Origin of the sequence: Streptomyces sp. NBC_01384 (genome assembly GCF_045040035.1) — a bacterium.
Classification (GTDB): Bacteria; Actinomycetota; Actinomycetes; order Streptomycetales; family Streptomycetaceae; genus Streptomyces.
In genome coordinates, this window is sequence record NZ_CP109559.1 from 146869 (window position 1) to 165203 (window position 18335).

Below are 18335 nucleotides of genomic sequence, written 5' to 3' on the forward strand. Positions count from 1 at the left end.
GCGGCCGGCACACCACCAGACGCACAGACAGGATGGAGAAGCCCATGACGGGCGCCATTCACGCCGAGGGCCTCGTCAAGACCTTCGGTAAGCTCCGGGCCCTCGACGGAGTCGACCTCGAGGTCCCGCAAGGCAGCGTTCTGGGGCTCCTGGGCCCCAACGGAGCAGGCAAGAGCACCATCGTCCGTGTCCTGACCACACTGCTGCGCCCCGACGCGGGCACCGCGACGGTCGCGGGCCACGACGTGGTCCGCGCACCGGACCAGGTACGCCTGTCGATCGGCCTGTCGGGGCAGTCCGCCGCCGTCGACGACCGGCTGACAGGCCGTGAGAACCTCCGCATGATCGCCGAGTTGTACGGCATGCGGACCCGGGCGGCCCGGCAGCGGACGGACGAACTGCTCGCCCAGTTCGACCTGACCGGCGCCGCCGGCCGCATGTCCTCCACCTACTCCGGCGGTATGCGCCGGCGCCTCGACCTGGCCGCCGCACTGGTGGTCCGGCCGTCGGTGATGTTCCTCGACGAGCCGTCGGTGGGACTCGACCCCACCAGCCGCCTCATGCTGTGGGACGCCATCGACCGCCTGGTCGACGCGGGCACCACGCTGCTGCTGACCACGCAGTACCTGGAGGAGGCCGACCGGCTCGCCCAGGACATCGCCGTCGTCGACCACGGCCGGATCATCGCCCGCGGCACACCGCGCGAACTCAAGACGCGCACCAGCGGGCAGCAGATCGAGGTGACCGTGGAACGCGGCGAACAGATCCACGCCGCCGCCGCCCTCATCGGCCGCTTCGGCACCCGCAAGCCGGACATGGACCGGGCCAGATCCCTGGTCTCCGCGCCGGTGGAGGGCGGCGTCCGCCTGCTGAGCGAGGTCATCCACGCCCTGGACAGCGCCGGGATCGAGATCAGCGACATCAGCCTGCGCCGCCCGACGCTCGACGAGGTCTTCCTGGCCCTCACCGCGCCGGCCCGCGCCGACACCCCCGAGCCCGCGATGGCCGCCGCCGGCGCGTCCAGCGCGTCCGGCGAGAAGGAGTGATGACCGTGTCGGTGACGGTACAGTCCGGCCCCGCGGAGCTGCTGCGCCCCAAAACCGCGGTGAAGGCGGTCCGTGACGTGGCGGTGGTCGCACGCCGCAACCTGACCAGGATGATCCGCATCCCCGAGGTGCTCATCCTCGGCCTCGTGCAGCCCATCGTGTTCGTGCTGCTCTTCGCGTACATCTTCGCGGGCTCCTTCAGCCTGCCCGGCGCGGGCGGCACGGCGGCCTACCGGGAGTACATGATGCCGGGCTTCTTCGCCCAGACCATCGCCTTCGCCACCGCCAGCAACAGCAGCGTGAGCATGGCCAACGACCTGCAGAGCGGCATGATCGACCGGTTCCGCTCGCTGCCGATGGCCCGCGGCGCGCTGCTGACCGGCCGCACCGTGGCCGACATGGTGCAGAACGTCTTCGTGATCGTGGTCATGGTCGGCTGCGCGCTGATCGTCGGCTGGCGCATCCACCACGGATTCCTGCGCGCGGGCGCGGCCTTCGCACTGCTGCTGCTCATGGGCTACGCCCTGTCGTGGGTGGGGGTGGTCATCGGTCTGTCGGTGCGCGCACCGGAGGCCGCCGCGACCGGCAACTTCCTGTGGCTGTTCCCGCTGACGTTCCTGTCCAACGCGTTCGTCGCGCCGTCCACCCTGCCGGCCCTGCTGCGGTGGGTGGCGGAGTGGAACCCGATCAGCGCGACGGTGCAGGCGACCCGTGAACTGTTCGGCAACCCCGGGCTGAGCGTGTCGAACGCCTGGCCCGCACACCACGCCCTGCTCGTGTCCGTCGTCTGGTCGGTCCTGATCGCGCTGGTGTGCCGGACGCTGGCGGTGCGCCGCTACCGCTCGTCCGCCGGCTGACCGTGGGGAGTTGAAGGAGGGTGAGTGAGATGTTCCGCGCCGATCTGATCCGGCCGCTGCACGAACTGCTCGCCGGACACGCCGCGCGGCGGCCCCAGCAGACCGCGTTCTGCGACGGGCTCCGCTCGGTGACGTACGCCGAACTCGACCGCCGCACCGCCCGGGTGGCCGGCCATCTCGTGGGGCTGGGCCTGGAACGCGGCGCACGCGCCGTGATCTATCTGCCCAACCGCGTGGAGACGGTGGAGAGTTACCTCGCCATCACGCGGGCGAGCGCGGTCGGCGTTCCGCTCAATCCGCGCTCGACCGACGCGGAACTGGCCTATCTGCTGGACGACTGCGCGGCCCGGGTGGTGATCACCGGGGCCGCGCAGCTGTCCCAGGTGCGCCGGGTCCTGGCCGAGCGCCCGGGCATCTCGGTCGTGGCCGTCTCGGACTTCCCCGAGGGGGAGGACGAGGACCTGCCGCGGTACGAGACGCTGGCGACGACCTGGTCGCTGCGCGATCCGCCGCGCGACGACCTGGGCCTGGACGAGCCCGCGTGGATGCTCTACACCTCCGGCACCACGGGCCGGCCCAAGGGGGTCCTCTCCACGCAGCGTTCGTCGCTGTGGGCGACCGGCGCGTGCAACGCTCCGGTCCTGGGGCTGTCGCCCGAGGACCGGGTGCTGTGGCCGATGCCGCTGTTCCACGCCGTCGCGCACAACGTGGGGGTGCTGGGGGTGCTGGCGGTCGGCGCAACGGCCCGGATCACCGACGGGCTGGCGGCGGACGAGATCCTGCGCACGGCCCGCGAGGAGCGGTCCACGTTCCTGGTCGGGGTGCCGACGATGTACCACCACATGGTCGAACAGGTGCGCTCCGGCGACTTCGACGCGCCCCACCTGCGGGTGTGCATGGTCGCGGGCTCCTCGTGCCCGGTGAGCCTGCACGAGGGCTTCCGCGCCGCGTTCGGCATCGCCCTGCTGGACAGCTACGGCAGTACCGAGACCGGCGGTGCGATCACCACCAACCTTCCCCAGGGCCCCTACGTGCCGGGCTCCTGCGGGCTGCCCGTGCCGGGACTGACGCTGCGTCTGACCAACCCGCGCACCGGCGCCGAGGTCCCCGACGGCGACGAGGGCGAAATATGGGTGTCCAGTCCCGCGCTGATGCTCGGCTACCACGGGCAGCCCGAGGCGACCGCGGCCGTGCTGTCCGACGGCTGGTACCGCACCGGTGACCTCGCCCGCCAGGACGACGCCGGGTATGTCACCATCACCGGCCGTCTGAAGGAACTCATCATCCGCGGCGGCGAGAACATCCACCCGGGCGAGGTCGAGAAGGTCCTCGCCCAGGTGGAGGGTGTCGCGGACGCGGCCGTGGGCGCGAAGCCGCACGAGGCGCTCGGCGAGGTACCGGTGGCGTATCTGGTGCCCGGGCCCGGCGGCATCGACCCGGACGCGGTGCTGGCCGCGTGCCGGGCACACCTGTCGTACTTCAAGGTGCCCGAGGAACTCCACGAGATCGACGCCGTCCCCCGCAACCCCGCCGGGAAGATCGCCCGCAAGCGCCTGGGCGGCCTGTCGGGCCGGCTGCTGTGGCGCAGGTCCCCGACGTCGGCGCAGGCTTCACGCCGCTACGAAGGGGCCCTGGAACTGGGCCTGCTGGGCGCCGCACACCCGCTGCTGGAGGCCACCGTCGAGCTCCCGGACACCGACGGTGTGCTGTTCTGCGGCCGTCTGTCGGGCACGGAACGCGACCCGCTGCTGTCGCGCACGGTGGCCGGCACCGCCGTCGTGGCGCCCGCGGTGCTCACCGAACTGGCCCTGCACGCCGGGGGGTACGCCGGCTGCGGACGGCTGCTGGAACTGAGCACCGACGAGCCGCTGGTGCTGCCCGAACGGGACGGCGTCCAACTGCGGGTGGCCGTCGGCGCGGCCGGTGCGCAGGGGGTGCGTACGGTGGCCGTGCACGCGCGCCGGGACGGCGGCGGCGCGGCCGGACGGCCGTGGACCTGCCACGCGTCCGGCACGCTCGCACCCGGCACCGGTCCCTCGCCCGCCCGGGAGCCGGCCGTGTGGCCTCCGGCGGGCTCCCGGCGCGTCCCGCTGGAGGAACTGCCGGCGGACGGCGGCGACACGGACACCGGCGCGGCCGGTTCCGGTAGCGGCCTGCCGCGGGAGCTGCGCTCGGTGTGGCGGCACGACGGCGATCTGTTCGCCGAGGTCGCGCTGCCCGACGAGAGCCGCGAGCAGGGCGCCCGGTACGGGCTGCATCCGGCGCTGCTGGACGCCGTGCTGCGGCCCGCGCTGCTGCGCGCCGCGGTGGATCCGGCCGCCCGGGAGTCCGCACCGGACGGCGAGGGCCTGTGGTGGCCGGACTCCTGGCACGGGGTGGCCCTGCACGCCTCGGGGGCGTCCGTGCTGCGCGTACGCCTGCGGCCGCGGCCCGACGGCGGATTCTGCCTGGAGGCCGCCGACGCGGCCGGCGAGCCGGTGCTGAGCGTGGAGTCCGTGACCTCCGGCCGCCTGACGCGCACCGCCCTGGCCCGGGCGTCGGCCGCCCAGCAGGACGGTCTGTTCGCGCAGGTGTGGGACGACGTGCACCTCGCGCCGGCCGCTGAGAAGGACGAGCGCAAGGACGAGCGGTGGGTGGTCGTCGGTGACGATCCGCTGCGCGCCCGTGCGGGTTTGATGGCCGCCGGACGCTACTCGGAGACCCATCCGGACCTCGACGCCCTGGCGAAGGCCGTCGCGGGCGGCGCCGCACCCCCCGACGTGGTGATCGTCTCCCGCACCACCACCGGGGCCGGGGCCGGCGCGGACACCGCGGGCGCGGTGCGCCGTGCCGTACGCGAGGGCCTGGACTGGGCGCGCCGGTGGGCCGATCCGCTGTTCGCGGACACCCGTCTGGTCGTGCTGACCCGAGACGCCGTGCCGGCCTGGGACGAGTCCTGCTCGCCGGACCTGCCCGGCGCCGCCGTGTGGGGACTGGTCGGCGCGGCGCAGGACCGGGCGCCCGGACGCTTCGTGCTGGTGGACACCGACGCCTCCAAGCGTGCCTGGCGCGTCCTGCCGGACGCCGTGGCCTCGGGCGAGCCCCGCCTTGCCCTGCGCGGCCGGGCCGCGCGCGTGCCGCGCACCGAACGCCTCCTGCCCGGCGACGGCACCCAGGTGTCCGCGCCGGGCGGCGTCGGCCCGCTGCTCGTCGCGGGCACCGCGGCAACGGCGCTGGCCCGGCACCTGGTTGGCGAACACGGCGTGCGTGACGTGCTGCTGGCCGGGCCGGCCGTCGCGGACGACGCGGCACAGCTGCGCGCGCAGGGAGCGCACGTGTCCCTGGCCGCGTGGGACACGGACGACCCGGCGGCGTCCGTACGCGCCCTCCGGCAGGCCGGGCCGTCGGCCGTGCTGTTCACGGTGTCCGTCGACACCGCGGCCATCGCCTCCGAAGGGCCGGACGGCAACGTCGACACGGTGCTGCGGCCCGTCGTCGACACCGCGCTCGCCCTCGGCGACGGGCTCGCGCCCGGGGACGTGTCCGCGTTCGTGCTCAGCTCCCCCGCCACCGCCCCGGCCGCCCCCGGGCTCGTCGCCGAGGCGGTCGGCGCGTTCCTCGACGCGTGGGCGACGCACCTGCGCGCCACGGGTGTGCCCGCCGTGTCGGTGCGCGGGGCCGACCCGCACGCGCGGGAGGCCCGGGACCTGTTCGACGTGGCGCGCTCACTGGGGCGGGCCACGGTGATCGCCGCGCGCCCCGCCCTGGACGGCGTCCCCTCCCCCGGCCCGCTCACCGGCTCCGCCGCGCTGCGGCGGGGCCTGGTGCGCGCCGCCGTCCGCCGCACCGCCCGGGACGCGCTCGCCGATCCGTCCGGACTGCGCCGGCAGCTGGCGGCCCTGTCGGACCCGGAGCAGGAGGAGGCCGTCCTGGACCTGGTACGCGCTCACTTCGCCGCGTCCCTCGGGCTCACCGGCGGCGCCCAGGTGCCGCCCGACGACGAGACGCGCAACCTCGGCTTCGACTCGCTGACGGCGCTGACCGCACGCAACGCGCTGGCCGAGGCCACCGGGCTGTCGCTGCCCGCGGCCGTGGTGTTCGACTTCGCCACGCCCGCCGGGCTCGCCCGCCATCTGAAGAAGGAGCTGCTCGCCCGCTGACGCGGCAGTTCCTGCCGGGCGGCGCGGTACCGGACGGTGCCGCGCCGCCCGGCGCCGTCATGACGCCGAAAGCTGACAGGAGAGGACCGATGAGGGTCGAGAACGTTCACATCGAATCGCTGGGAGTCGTGCTGCACGAGTGGGCCGACGCCCAGCAGGCCGTGGCCGAGGGAAAGCTGGACGCCGAGATCCAGGCGGCGAACGGGCTGACGGGCACTCATGTCGCCGGTGACGTCCCGGCCATGGACATGGCCGTGCAGGCCGCCCGGACCGCGCTGGACCGCTCGAAGATCGACCCCGAGGACCTGGGGGCGCACATCCACAGCGCCGTCCACTACCAGGGGCCCGACGGCGCCTATCCGCCCGGCTACATCCTGCGGGAGCTCGGCCTGGGCACGATTCCCGCGCTCTACCTCCAGCAGGGCTGCGACGGCATGCTCAGCGCCCTGGAGGTGGCGATCGGCAAGCTCACGGGAGCCGCCGAGGCGGGGGCGGTCCTGCTGACCACGGGTGAGAACTTCTCCTCGCCGGACACCGACCGCTGGAAGGGCTTCGGCCAGGCCTACATCCTGGGCGACGGTGCGGCGGCGGCGCTGGTGAGCGACGAGGACGGCTTCGCCGCGGTGCGCTCCCTCAACTCGGGTGTGCTGCACGAGCTGGAGCGCTGGCACCGCGGCAACGGTCCGCTGCTGCTGCGCGAGGGCACCGGGGCGGTGTCCGACATGGTCGAGCGGGCCCAGCAGTTCACCGACCGGATGCCCCTGTCGGAGACGATGGAGAAGCTGACCCTCTTCGACCTGGACATCATCCACCGGTCGCTGGTGGACGCCGGCCTGAACGCCTCCGACCTCGCCAAGGTGGTGCCGATCAACATGGACGGCAGGATGATCGAGTACTCGATCATGATGCCGCTGGGCCTGCCGATGTCGCGCTGCAGCTGGGACTTCGGCAGGGCGGTGGGACACGTGGGCGGCGCCGATGTGTTCATCACCCTGGAGCACCTGGTGCGCACCCGCGAGGTGGTCCCGGGCGACCACGTCCTGCTGGTCTCCCAGGGACCGGGCTGGATCTGCAGCGCGGCCGTGCTCACCATTACCGACACCCCGCACTGGGCGCACTGAACCGCACCCTCCCCCTCAGCAGGAACCGCAGAACCGCAGGACCCGATGGGGTCCTGCGGTTCTGCGGTTCTGGGGTGCGTCTCAGTGCGCCAGCCGCTTCAGCCAGTCGTCGGCGGCGGCCGCCGTGGTGCGGGCGTGGGCCTCCATCATCGTGAAGTGGTTGCCGGGGACGTCGACCACGGTGTGCGCCCGCTCCCAGGACGCCTGCCACTCGTGGAGCTCCAGAGGGCCCCTCGCGTCGGCCGGCACCGGGGGCTCGCTGGAGCGCACCAGCAGGACCGGGCTGTCGAGGGGACCGGGCTCCCATTCGCCGATCATGGCGGCGTACCAGCTCATGGCGGTCAGCCGGTCGGTGTCCATGTGGGCGAACATCGACTCGCGGTCGAACATGCCGCCCAGCATCTGCTGGGAGAACCGCAGGAACGGCGAGTCCGCGCGCGGCATGTAGGTGTCGAGCAGGACCACGGCCGCCGGGGGCCTGCCCTGCTCGTGGAGGTGGCGGGCGGCGGCCAGCGCGAGGATGCCGCCCGAGGAGGAGCCGACGAGGACGACGGGGCCCTCACCGGCCGCCTGGGTGACCGTCTCGGCCTGGAGCGCGGCGACGGCGTCGAACGAGGCGGGCAGCGCCTCACCGGTGCCGAAGCCCTGCGTGGGCAGCGCCCACACGTCGCGCCGGCCGCGGAAGGCGGAGGCGAACCGCGCGTACTGGTGCACGCCCGCCAGGGCCACGTAGGAGCTGAAGCAGACGAACGGCGTGCCGGCCTCGCCCTTGGAGAGCCTGACCGGCCCGGGCACCGCGGTCAGCTCCCGCGGGGAGGCGAAGGTCGGCCGCAGTTCGGCGGCGGCCTGCAGCAGGGCGAACCCCTCGTCGACCCGGCCGCTCCGGCAGGCCCGCTTGAACAGGCCGCTGAGCGTGTCCTCGGCGCGCGGGGCGGGAGCGTCGGCCGGCGGCGCGGCGGCGCCGCCCGCCGGCGCCGTCTGCGGCGCATCCAGCAGCCGTTCGTCGAGGTGGGCGGCGAGCAGTTCCGGGGTGGCGTGGTCGAACAGCAGGGTCGGCGGCAGTTTCAGGGCGGTCGCGGTGGCGAGGTGGTTGCGCAGCTCGACGGCGGTCAGGGAGTCGAAGCCCTGTTCGGTGAAGAGCCGGTCGGCCTCCACCGCCTCGGCGGACGCATGTCCGAGGACCGCCGCGGCCAGTTCGCGGACCAGGCCGACCAGCGCGGTGCGGCGCTCGGCGGGGGCGAGTCCCGCCAGCCGTGCGGACGCGCTCACCGCCGCCGGGGCGCCCGCCGCGGTGCGGCGGGCGGCGGGCCGCTCCGCGGGCCGCAGCAGGGCCTGCAGGGCGCCGTGTCCCGCGGTGGTGTCCATGGCGATGAGTGCGGGGTGGTCGGTGGTGAGCGCGGTGTCGAGCAGGAGGAGGCCGTCCTTGGCGGACAGCGGCCGCATGCCGCCGCGGGCCATGCGGCGCCGGTCGGTCTCGGAGAGGCCGGACGTCATGGCACTGCTGCCCTCCCACACTCCCCACGCGAGGGAGGACGCGGGCAGGCCGAGGGCCCGGCGGTGGGAGGCGAGCGCGTCGAGGAAGGCGTTGGCGGCGGCGTAGTTCGCCTGGCCCGGGGAGCCGAAGGTGCCCGCGGCGGAGGAGAACAGCACGAACGCGGACAGGCCCAGGCCCGCGGTGAGTTCGTGCAGCAGCCAGCCGCCGTCGGCCTTCGGGCGCAGGACCCGCTCGAAGCGCTCGGCGTCCAGGGCGGTGACCGCTCCGTCGTCCAGGACGCCGGCGGCGTGCACCACACCGGTCAGCGGCACCTCGGCGGGGACGTGGGCGAGGAGTTCTTCGACCTCGGCGCGTTCGGCGGTGTCGCAGGCGACGAGGGTGACGCGGGCGCCCAGTTCACGCAGATCGTCCACAAGGTCGTCCGCGCCCGGTGCCGCCGGGCCGCCGCGGCTGGTGAGCAGCAGGCTGCGCACGCCGTGGGCGGTGACGAGGTGCCGGGCGACCGTGCTGCCCAGGGCGCCGGTGGCGCCGGTGACCAGGACGGTGCCGGACGCCAGGTCGGGTGCGGCGCTGCCGGGGCCGACCGGGGCCAGCCCCGGCAGCAGGACCTGGCCGGCGCGCACCGCGCTCTGCGGGAGGCCGGCGGCGACGGCGGCGAGGAAGGCACGGTCGTCCGCCCCGCCGGACACGCCGCCCGTGTCGCCCGTGTTGTCTGTGTTGTCTGTGTTGTCTGTGTCGTTGGTGTCGGGCAGGTCCACGAGCTGGAAGCGGCCGGGGTGTTCGCTCTGCGCGGAGCGGACCATGCCCCACAGGGCGGCGGCGGCCGGGTCCTGGACACCGACACCGACACCGACACCGACGCCGTCGTCGGCGGCATCGGCGTCGGCGTACGCGGCCACGGCGGACCGGGTGACGAACACCAGGCGGGAGGCGGCGAAGCGCTCGTCGGCGAGCCAGCCGCGGATGTGGTCGTGGGCCGGTGTGAGCACCGAGCGGACGGCGCCGGGGACGCCGTGTCCCTGGGTGCGGTGGCCCTCCGGGGCGATCAGCACGACGTCCGGCAGGGTCATACCGGTGTCCACGGCCTTGCCGAGCGCGTCGAGATCGGCGTAGGTCTCCAGGTGGACGCCCGCGGCGTCGATGGTCTGGGCCACCCGGTCGTCGCCCTCGCCGAGGATGATCCAGCGGACCGATTCGGGACGGGGCGCGGTGGGGGCGGGCTGCGCGGGGCTCCAGGCCAGGCGCAGCAGTCCGGGCGCCCGGCCGTCGTGTTCGGGCAGCCGTGCGGCGGGGACGGCGCGCAGGGTGACGGACTCGGCGGAGGCGACGGGGCGGCCGGCGGTGTCGCAGGCGAGGACGGAGAAGCCGTGGTCGTGACCGGCCGGTGCCAGCCGTACCCGCAGAGCGGTGGCGCCCTCGGCGTGCAGGGTCAGGCCGCTCCACGCGAAGGGCAGCATCGCCTCCCCGGCGTCCTTCTCGCCGGTCGTGCCCGGGAGTTCGACGAGGAGCGCATGCGTGGCCGCGTCGAGCAGGGCGGGGTGCAGGCCGAAGCGTGCGGCGTCGGCGCGGTACTCCTCGGGCAGCGCGACCTCGGCGAACACCTCCTCGCCGCGCCGCCACACGGTGCCCAGGCCCTGGAAGCTGGGCCCGTAGGCGAACCCGGCGGCGGCGAAGCGCTCGTAGTGTTCGCCCGTGGCCACGATGTCCGCGCCCTGCGGGGGCCAGAGGGTCAGGTCGGTGGCGGGGGCGGCCGGTGTCTCGGGGGCGAGGGTGCCCTGGGCATGCCGCTCCCAGGGGGTGCCGGCGCCCGCGGGGCGTGCGTACACGCCGAAGGTACGCCGGCCCCGCTCGTCGGGCGCCTCGACGGCGACCTGGAGCTGGACGGCGCCCTCGCGGGGGATCACCAGGGGGCTGTGCAGGGTGAGTTCGGTGAGGTGGCCGCAGCCGGCGTGGTCGCCGGCGTGGACGGCGAGGTCGAGATAGCCGGTCGCGGGCAGGATGACCTCGCCGAGCACGGCGTGGTCGGCGAGCCAGGGGTGGGTGCGCAGCGACAGGCGTCCGGTGAGCAGGAGGGTGTCGGAGCCGGCGGGGCGGACGGCGGCGCCCAGGAACGGATGCGCGGCCGTCTCCAGGCCTGCGCCCTGAAGGTCGCCGGTCCACGGCGCGCTGGGCAGCCAGTAGCGCTCCCGCTGGAAGGCGTAGGTGGGCAGGGGGACGGGCCGGGCGCCGGTGAACAGGGCGCGCCAGTCGGGTTCGGTGCCGTTCGTGAACAGCCGGCCCAGTGCGGTCAGGACGCCGCGGACCTCGGGGACGTCCTTGCGGACGGCCGGGGCGAGCAGGGCCTCGGCGCGGTCGGGGTCCTCCAGGGCCGCCTGGGCCATGGCGGTGAGCGTGGCGTCGGGGCCGATCTCCAGGAAGCGGGTGGCGCCCAGGTCGTCGCGGGTGCGGCGGACGGCGTCGTGGAAGCGGACGGGCTCGCGGACGTGGCGCACCCAGTACTCGGGGTCGGTCAGCTGCTGGGCACCGGCCGGTTCACCGGTCAGGCCGGAGACGACGGTCAGGCGCGGCGCGGTGTAGGTGAGCTGGGCGGCGACGGCCCGGAAGGCGTCGAGCATCGGTTCCATCAGCGGTGAGTGGAAGGCGTGGCTGACGCGCAGCCGGGAGGTTTTGCGGCCCATCGCGGCCACCTGGCCGGCGACGGCGGTGACGGCGTCCTCGGTGCCGGAGACGACCGTGGCGAGGGGCCCGTTGAGGGCGGCGACGGCGATCTGTGTCTCCCGCCCGGCGAGCAGCGGCAGCACCTCCGCCTCGGAGGCCTGCAGGGAGACCATCGCGCCGCCCGCGGGCAGTTGCTGCATGAGCCGGCCGCGGGCGGCGACGAGCGTGCAGGCGTCCTTGAGGGAGAGCACGCCGGCGACGTGCGCCGCGGCGATTTCGCCGACGGAGTGGCCGGTGACCTGGTCGGGCACGACGCCCCAGGATTCCAGCAGGCGGTAGAGGGCGACCTCGAAGGCGAACAGGGCGGGCTGGGCGTGCTCGGTGCGGCCAAGGACCTCGGCGTCGGCTTCGTCTCCGAGGACGAGGTCGCGCAGCCCGGGCAGGTGGGCGCAGGCCGCGTCGAAGGCCTCGGCGAAGGCGGGGAACTCCTGGTGGAGTTCGCGTCCCATGCCGGGGCGCTGGGCGCCCTGGCCGGTGAAGAGGAACGCGGTCCTGCCGCCGCCGCGCGCGATGCCGGACGGTGTCTGCGGTCCGCTGCGCCCGGCGGCCAGGGCGGTGAGGCCTGCGGTGAGTTCGGTCCGGTCGGTGCCCAGGACGACGGCCCGGTGCTCGAAGGCGGTACGGGTGGCCGCGAGGGACAGGCCCACGTCGCGGGGGTCCGCGTCCGGCCGGTCGGCGAGGTGGGCGAGCAGGCGGCTCGCCTGGTCGCGCAGGGCGGCGGCGCTGCGGCCGGTGAGCACCCAGGGGGTGACGGATCCGCCGCGGCCGGTGCCGGTCTGCTGCGCCGTCTCGGCGGGCGGGGCGGCTTCGATGATGATGTGGGCGTTGGTGCCGCTGATGCCGAAGGACGAGATGCCGGCGCGGCGCGGGTGTCCGGCCCCGGCGGCGGGCCAGTCGACGGCCTCGGTCAGCAGACGCACCTCGCCCGCCTCCCAGTCGACGTGGGTGGAGGGCCGGTCGACGTGCAGAGTGGGCGGCAGGATTTCGTTCTGCAGGGCCAGGACCATCTTGATGACACCCGCCACCCCCGCACCGGCCTGCGTGTGGCCGATGTTGGACTTCACCGACCCCAGCCACAGCGGCCGCCCGGCGGGCCGGTCCTGCCCGTAGGTGGCGAGGACGGCCTGGGCTTCGATCGGGTCGCCGAGGGTGGTGCCGGTGCCGTGCGCCTCGACCACGTCCACCTCCGCGGCGGCGACGCCCGCGTCCGCGAGGGCGGCGCGGATCACCCGCTGCTGCGAGGGACCGTTGGGGGCGCTGAGGCCGTTGGACGCACCGTCCTGGTTGACCGCGCTGCCGCGGACGACGGCCAGCACGGGGTGGTGATTGCGGCGGGCGTCGGAGAGGCGCTCCACCAGGAGCATGCCGCCGCCCTCGGAGAAGCCGGTGCCGTCGGCCGCGTCGGCGAACGCCTTGCACCGGCCGTCGGAGGCCAGGCCGCGCTGCCGGCTGAAGTCCACGAACAGGCCGGGGGTCGACATGACGGTGACGCCGCCGGCCAGGGCCATGTCGCACTCGCCGGTGCGCAGGGATCGTACGGCCAGGTGCAGGGCGACCAGGGAGGCCGAGCAGGCGGTGTCGACGGTGACCGCCGGGCCTTCCAGGCCGAAGGTGTAGGAGAGGCGGCCGGACAGGACGCTGGCGGAGTTGCCGGTGCCGAGATGGGCGCCGGCGTCCTCGTCGTGGGCCAGCGGGCGGGAGGTGTAGTCCTGGTAGTTGGTGCCGGCGAAGACGCCGGTGCGGCTGCCGCGCAGGGTCTTGGGGTCGATGCCGGCGCGTTCGAACGCCTCCCAGGAGACCTCCAGCAGCAGGCGCTGCTGCGGGTCCATCGCGACGGCCTCACGCGGCGAGATGTTGAAGAAGGCCGGGTCGAAGTCGGCGAAGGAGGAGAGGAATCCGCCGGCGCGGGTGGAGACGCGGCCGGGCTGTCCGGGTTCGGGGTCGTAGAGGGCGTCCAGGTCCCAGTCGCGGTCGTCGGGGAAGGCGGTGATCGCGTCGGTGCCGTCGGCGAGCAGCTGCCAGAACTCCTCGGGCGTGTTCGCCTCGCGGGGGAAGCGGCAGGCCATGCCGACGATGACGACCGGGTCGTCCTCGGTGTCCGTGCCCCGTGCCGCGAGCGCCGTGGTGGCCGTGGTGGCCGGCGCGGAGGCGGCGGGGGCGGTGGGGGCGAAGGCGGCGCTGAGGTGGTCGGCGAGGGCGGCGGGCGTGGGGTAGTCGTAGACGAGGGTGGTCGGCAGTCGCATGCCGGTGGCCTCGCCCAGGGTGTTGCGCAGTTCGACGGCGGTGAGCGAGTCGAAGCCGAGTTCGCGGAAGGCCCGGGTGGGTTCGACGTCGTCGGGGCTCGGGTGGTTGAGCACGTAGGCGATGTGGGCGCGGACGAGGGTGAGCAGGGCGTGCCTGCGGTCGCTCTCGCCGAGCGGGGCGAGCTGTTCGGCGAGGCCGCCCGCGTCCGCGTGCTCCTGGTCGGGTCCGGGGCGGGGGGCGGCGGTCAGGGTCTGGCGCAGTTCGGGCAGGGCGGCGTAGAGGCGGCGCGGGCGGCCCTTGAGGAGTTCGGCGCCGAACAGCTCCCAGTCGGTGTCGGTGACGACGAGCGTGGTGTCGTCGTGGTCGAGGGCGTGCTGCAGCGCGGTGACGGCGGTGGCGGGGTCCATGAGGCGTACGCCGTGGCGCTCCAGGCGTTCGCCGATGCTGCCGGAGGCCATGCCGCCGAACGCCCAGCCGCTCCAGGCGACGGCGGTGGCGGGCAGGCCGCGGGAGCGCCGGTCCTCGGCGAGGGCGTCGAGGAAGGCGTTGCCGGGGGCGTAGTTGCCGTGGCCGGGGCTGCCGAAGACGCCGGAGGACGAGGAGAACAGGACGAAGGCCGACAGGTTCATGCCGGCGGTGGCGGCGTCGAGGTTGAGGGCGCCGCCCGCCTTCACGCGCAGGACCTGGGAGAGGCGTTCGGGGGTGAGGGAGGTGATGACGCCGTCGTCGAGGACGGCGGCGGTGTGGAACACGGCGGTCAGGGGCCGCTGGGCCGGTATGGCGGCGAGCAGGCGCGCGAGGTCGTCGGGGTCGGCGATGTCGCAGCGGACGAGTTCGGTGCGGGTGCCGAGGGCGGCGAGTTCGGCGGCGAACTCCTGGGCGCCGGGCGCTTCGGGTCCTGAGCGGCTGACGAGCAGCAGGTCACGGGCGCCGGAGCGGGCGAGCCAGCGGGCGACGTGGCGGCCGAGGGCGCCGGTGCCGCCGGTGACCAGGACGGTGCCTTCCGGGGTCCAGCGGCGGCCGGCGGGCAGTGACCCGGTGGCGGCGTGCAGCAGCCGGCGGCCGAGGACGCCGGTGGTGCGGATCGCGACCTGGTCCTCGTGGTCGCGGCCGGCGAGCACCCCGGTGAACCGGTCGGCGGCCCGGTCGTCGAGGGTGGCGGGCAGATCGACGAGACCGCCCCAGGAGTCGGCCTGTTCGAGGGCGACGACGCGTCCGAATCCCCACACCAGCGACTGGGCGGGGGCGTCGGTCCCGGTGTGCGGGGCGGTCGCGACGGCGCCCCTGGTGGTGAACCACACCGGGACGTGCGCGGCGAGGTCGTCCAGTGCCTGGACGAGGGTGACGGTCCCGGCGAAGCCCCGGGGCACGGCGGGAAACGCGGGCAGGGGGTCTTCGTCGAGGGCGAGCAGGCTGACGATTCCGGCCGCGCCGGTGACGGCGTCGGTGAGCTGGGCGGCGAGGGCGGCGCGGTCGGCGGCGCAGTCCACCGCGACGGTGACGGGGCTCGCGCCGGCACGCTTGAGGGCGGCGGCGAGGGCGGTGGCCTCTGCTTGGTCCTCGCGGCCGGCGGGGACGACGAGGGGCCAGGTGCCGGTGAGGGCGGGCGCGGGCGCGTCCTGGAGGGGGTGCCAGGCGATGCGGTAGCGCCAGGAGTCGGCGACGGCTCCCTCGGTGCTGCGCCGGCGGTAGTGCGCCAGCGCCGGCAGGAGGCAGGAGACGGCGTCCTCGTCGAGGCCGAGGGCGGCGGTGAGTATCGCGTGGTCGCCCTGTTCGACGGCCTCCCAGAACGGTGCGTCGGCGGTGACGGGTGCGGCGGAGGCGGAGGCCAAGGCGGCGGCCCGGGTGAACTCGGGCCAGTAGCGGCGGCGTTGGAAGGCGTAGACCGGCAGGTCGACGCGGCGGGCGGGGCCGGCCTGGGCGGCGCTGAAGTCGACCTGGCAGCCGCGCACGGCGAGTTCGGCGAGGGCGAGCAGGAAGCGGTCCGGGCCGCCCTCGCCGCGGCGCAGGGTGCCGGTGACGGCGGTGCCGGTGACGGAGAGGGTGTCCAGGATGTCGCCGACGGTGGTGGTCATCACCGGGTGGGGGCCGACCTCGACGAAGACGCGGTGGTCCGCGGCGGCCAGCGCCTTGACGGTGTCCTCCAGGCGGACGGCCTGGCGGACGTTGCGGTACCAGTAGTCCGCGTCCAGTGCGGTGGTGTCCTCGATCCGGCCGCCGGTGACGGTGGAGTAGAACGGTATGTCGGCCTGGCGCGGGACGATGGGCGCGAACCCGGCGAGGAGGGCGTCGCGCACCTCTTCGATCCGGGCGGAGTGCGAGGCGTAGTCGATGGCGACGCGGCGCGCCCGTACGCCCTCGTCGGTGAGGTGGGCGTGGAGCGCGGTGAGCGCCTCCTCGTCGCCGGAGACGACGACCGCGCGGGGGCCGTTGATGCCGCCGACGGACAGCCTGTCCTCCCAGCGGGCCAGGTGGCGTTCCACGTCGGCGAGCGGCAGCGGTACGAAGAGCAGGCCGCCGCGGCCGGCGAGCGGGCGCAGGGCGCGGGCGCGGGCGACGACGACCTGGGCGGCGTCCTGCAGGGTGAGGGCGCCGGCGATGTGGGCGGCGGCGATCTCGCCCTGGCTCTGGCCGGCGACGGCGACGGGGTGGACGCCGCAGGACTGCCACAGGCGGGCGAGCGCCACGCACACCACGAACAGGGTGGGCTGGACGATGTCGAGGCGTTCCAGCGGCGGGGCGCCCTCGGTGCGGCGCAGGACGTCGAGGACCTTCCAGTCGGTGAGCGCCTCGACGGCGGCGGCCACCTCGGTGAAGTGGGTGCGGAATCGTTCGTCGCCGTCGAGGAGTTGGGTGGCCATCTCCTCCCACTGCGGGCCGTGTCCGGGGAAGAGGAAGACAGCTCCGCCCTCGGTGTCGGCGGCGCCGCGGACGACGCGGGGTGCGGGGGTGCCCTCGGTGACGGCGTCCAGGCCGGCCAGGAGTTCGTCGTGGTCGTGGGCGACGACGACGGCGCGGTGTTCCAGGGCGGGCCGGGTGGCGGCCAGGGACCAGGCGATGTCGGCGGGCTGCTGGGTGCGTCCGTCGCCCGTGCGCAGGTGCTCGGCCAGGCGCTGGGCCTGGGCGCGCAGTGCGGTGTGCGTGCGGCCGGACACCGGGAAGGCGAAGGGTCCGGTGGCGGACGACCCGGTGGCGGAGGGGCTGGTGGCGGAGGGGCTGGACACGGACGAGCCGGTGGCGGGGGCGGCCGGCTGCGGGCCGTCGGGGCCGGGCTGCTGCGACTCCTCGGGCGCCGGGGGCTGTTCGAGGATGACGTGGGCGTTGGTGCCGCTGACGCCGAAGGAGGAGACGGCGCAGCGCAGCGGCCGGTCGGCGGCCGGCCAGGGCCGGGCGGCGGTGAGCAGTTCGACCCTTCCGGCGGACCAGTCGACGTGGGTGGAGGGCTCGTCGACGTGCAGGGTGGCGGGCAGGTGCCGCTCGCGCAGGGCGAGGACCATCTTGATGATGCCGGCGACGCCGGCGGCGGCCTGGGTGTGGCCGATGTTGGACTTCACCGAGCCCAGCCACAGCGGCCGCCCGTCGGGCCGGTCCTGGCCGTAGGTGGCCAGCAGCGCCTGCGCCTCGATGGGGTCGCCGAGGACGGTACCGGTGCCGTGCGCCTCGACGGCGTCCACGTCCGCCGGGGCCAGGCCCGCGGAGGCGAGCGCCTGCCAGATGACGCGTTCCTGGGAGGGGCCGTTGGGGGCGGTCAGGCCGTTGGAGGCGCCGTCCTGGTTGACGGCGGAGCCGCGCACGACGGCGAGGACGGGGTGGTTGTTGCGGCGGGCGTCGGCCAGGCGCTCGACGACGAGGACGCCGGCGCCCTCGCCCCAGGCGGTGCCGTCGGCGGCGTCGGCGAAGGCACGGCAGCGGCCGTCGCGGGAGAGCCCGCGCTGCCGGCTGAACTCCAGGAAGACCGTGGGCGTCGACATGACGGTGACGCCGCCGGCGAGCGCGAGGTCGCACTCGCCGGCGCGCAGCGCCTGCACGGCCAGGTGCAGAGTCACCAGCGAGGACGAGCACGCGGTGTCGAGGGACACCGCGGGGCCTTCCAGCCCGAGGGTGTAGGAGATGCGGCCGGACAGGACGCTGGAGGAGTTGCCGACGCCGTCGTCGCCCGCGTTGTCCGACAGGCTCAGCAGGGTGGTGTAGTCCTGCAGGTTGGTGCCGGCGAACACGCCGGTACGGCTGCCGCGCAGCGCCACCGGGTCGATGCCGGCGCGTTCCAGGGCCTCCCAGCAGATCTCCAGCAGGAGCCGCTGCTGCGGGTCGGTGCCGACGGCCTCGCGGGGCGAGATGCCGAAGAAGCCGGCGTCGAAGTCCCCCACGCGGTCGATGAATCCGCCCCTGCGCGTGTAGCTCTTGCCGGGCACCCCGGGCTCGGGGTCGTACAGCGCGTCGGTGTCCCAGCCGCGGTCCGGGGGCCACTCGGTCATGGCGTCGGCGCCCGACCGCAGCAGCCCCCACAGGCCCTCGGGGTCGCTCACGCCTCCCGGGAAGCGGCAGCCCATGGCGACGATCGCGACGGGTTCCCGGCCCCGTGCCTCCGCCTCGCGCAGTCGCTGCCGCGTCTGGTGAAGATCGGCCGTGACCTTCCTCAGGTAGCCGAGGATCTTCTCCTCATCGCTCATGCGTCATTCACCCGTTCCCCGGTCCCGTATCCGTGCGCCGGTGCC

The 18335-nt window shown here is 74.9% G+C and carries 5 protein-coding genes; 4 read left to right on the forward strand and 1 reads right to left on the reverse strand.

Annotation, left to right across the window (positions count from 1 at the left end; translation table 11 throughout):
* Window positions 1-44 precede the first annotated feature (44 nt).
* From OG747_RS00665 to OG747_RS00680, 4 genes are all read left to right on the forward strand, one after another.
* Window positions 45-1046 carry an ATP-binding cassette domain-containing protein gene (locus OG747_RS00665; RefSeq protein ID WP_405876748.1) on the forward strand — a complete coding sequence of 334 codons (1002 nt, stop codon included), beginning with the start codon at window positions 45-47 and terminating at the stop codon, window positions 1044-1046.
* Window positions 1046-1903, forward strand: coding sequence for an ABC transporter permease (locus tag OG747_RS00670; protein WP_405876750.1), 858 nt, complete (start codon window positions 1046-1048; stop codon window positions 1901-1903). Before OG747_RS00665 ends, OG747_RS00670 begins: the two co-directional genes overlap by 1 nt.
* 29 nt (window positions 1904-1932) lie before the next feature.
* Window positions 1933-6042, forward strand: a complete 4110-nt coding sequence (locus OG747_RS00675) for an AMP-binding protein (RefSeq protein ID WP_405885395.1) — start codon at window positions 1933-1935, stop codon at window positions 6040-6042.
* Between the two features lie 89 nt (window positions 6043-6131).
* Entirely contained in the window at window positions 6132-7163 is a 1032-nt protein-coding gene (locus tag OG747_RS00680; protein ID WP_405876752.1) for a ketoacyl-ACP synthase III family protein, read from the forward strand.
* An 81-nt stretch (window positions 7164-7244) separates the two neighbouring features.
* Here OG747_RS00680 and OG747_RS00685 read toward each other — a convergent pair whose 3' ends face one another.
* Complete coding sequence (locus OG747_RS00685) at window positions 7245-18290, reverse strand: type I polyketide synthase (protein ID WP_405876754.1); 11046 nt, start codon at window positions 18288-18290, stop codon at window positions 7245-7247.
* Window positions 18291-18335 lie beyond the last annotated feature (45 nt).

Bases quoted from the DNA above. Each gene is read 5' to 3' on its own strand.
- OG747_RS00675 (WP_405885395.1), top strand. From the start codon at position 1,933: ATGTTCCGCGCCGATCTGATCCGGCCGCTGCACGAACTGCTCGCCGGA.
- OG747_RS00680 (WP_405876752.1), top strand. From the start codon at position 6,132: ATGAGGGTCGAGAACGTTCACATCGAATCGCTGGGAGTCGTGCTGCAC.
- OG747_RS00670 (WP_405876750.1), top strand. From the start codon at position 1,046: ATGACCGTGTCGGTGACGGTACAGTCCGGCCCCGCGGAGCTGCTGCGC.
- OG747_RS00665 (WP_405876748.1), top strand. From the start codon at position 45: ATGACGGGCGCCATTCACGCCGAGGGCCTCGTCAAGACCTTCGGTAAG.
- OG747_RS00685 (WP_405876754.1), bottom strand. From the start codon at position 18,290: ATGAGCGATGAGGAGAAGATCCTCGGCTACCTGAGGAAGGTCACGGCC.